The organism is Promicromonospora kroppenstedtii DSM 19349 (genome assembly GCF_000515355.1).
In the GTDB taxonomy this organism is placed as follows: Bacteria; Actinomycetota; Actinomycetes; order Actinomycetales; family Cellulomonadaceae; genus Promicromonospora; species Promicromonospora kroppenstedtii.
This window is the reverse complement of sequence record NZ_KI911578.1, coordinates 3,851-4,585: the sequence shown is the minus strand read 5'-3', so window position 1 is coordinate 4,585 and position 735 is coordinate 3,851. Positions and strand designations below refer to the sequence as shown.

The window sequence follows — 735 nt, the reverse complement described above, 5'->3', positions numbered from 1 at the left end:
CCCTCCGCCGTCTGTAGCGTGAGCTCCACGACGTAGGTGTACAGGTCGCTCGTGTGTTCAGTGTCCGGTCGGGGTCGGGGGCAGACCATGCCATGCGGGCTCTCCCTTGGGGTTGAGGTCAGTGGAGTCAGAGGAGGTAGTTGATGGACGACAACGAGACGTTGACGCTCGCCGAGGTGCTGTGCCCGTTCATCTGAATCCGCCCGTCGTCAAGTACGCGGAGACGGGCGGCGACGGCTGTGCCTACGTAGAGGAAGCCGTCGCGGTAGGTCCCCGCCTCCGGACGGGCGGCGACCGATGTCGGGATCTGCACGGGGAACGTGTTGCCCGATGTCCCCGGAGGTCCCGGCGGCCGTCCCCTTGAAGTAGACGGCGTCCCCGATGCGGCGCACCAGGGGCGGGTTTCCCGCCTCTGCGGAGAACCCCGACAGGACCATCATTGCCACCCACCCGGTGTCGTACGCTGACGTAAACTTGCCCGTGGCGTCGAACTCCAGCGGCCCCCAGCGCCCCGACCCGTCGCCGCGGACCTCGAAGATCGACTTCGTTGAGTCCGACGGCATGGTCCGCGCCGAGCGCATACGCGCGGGCGTGGCGCCCGGGAAGTTGGACACCGACGGCGGGGCAGTGCCCGAGGTGACCAGGAGAGTTCCCCGGTCCCGGATCGCGCTGGTGTAGTTGACGGACTCCTGGAGCCACATCCCAGACCCGGAGGCAGGCGGTGCTGCTCCGGTC

Annotated in this window: 2 protein-coding genes; one reads left to right on the top strand and one right to left on the bottom strand. The window is 68.2% G+C overall.

Features of this window, described 5'->3' with window-relative positions:
- Positions 1 to 127: 127 nt before the first annotated feature.
- On the bottom strand, positions 128 to 313 hold the full coding sequence (locus tag PROKR_RS02210; protein WP_036959110.1) for a hypothetical protein: 186 nt from the start codon (positions 311 to 313) through the stop codon (positions 128 to 130).
- A gap of 167 nt (positions 314 to 480) precedes the next feature.
- Here PROKR_RS02210 and PROKR_RS02205 point away from each other — a divergent pair, with 167 nt between their 5' ends.
- Entirely contained in the window at positions 481 to 678 is a 198-nt protein-coding gene (locus tag PROKR_RS02205; RefSeq protein WP_157601804.1) for a hypothetical protein, read from the top strand.
- The last annotated feature ends 57 nt before the right edge of the window (positions 679 to 735 follow it).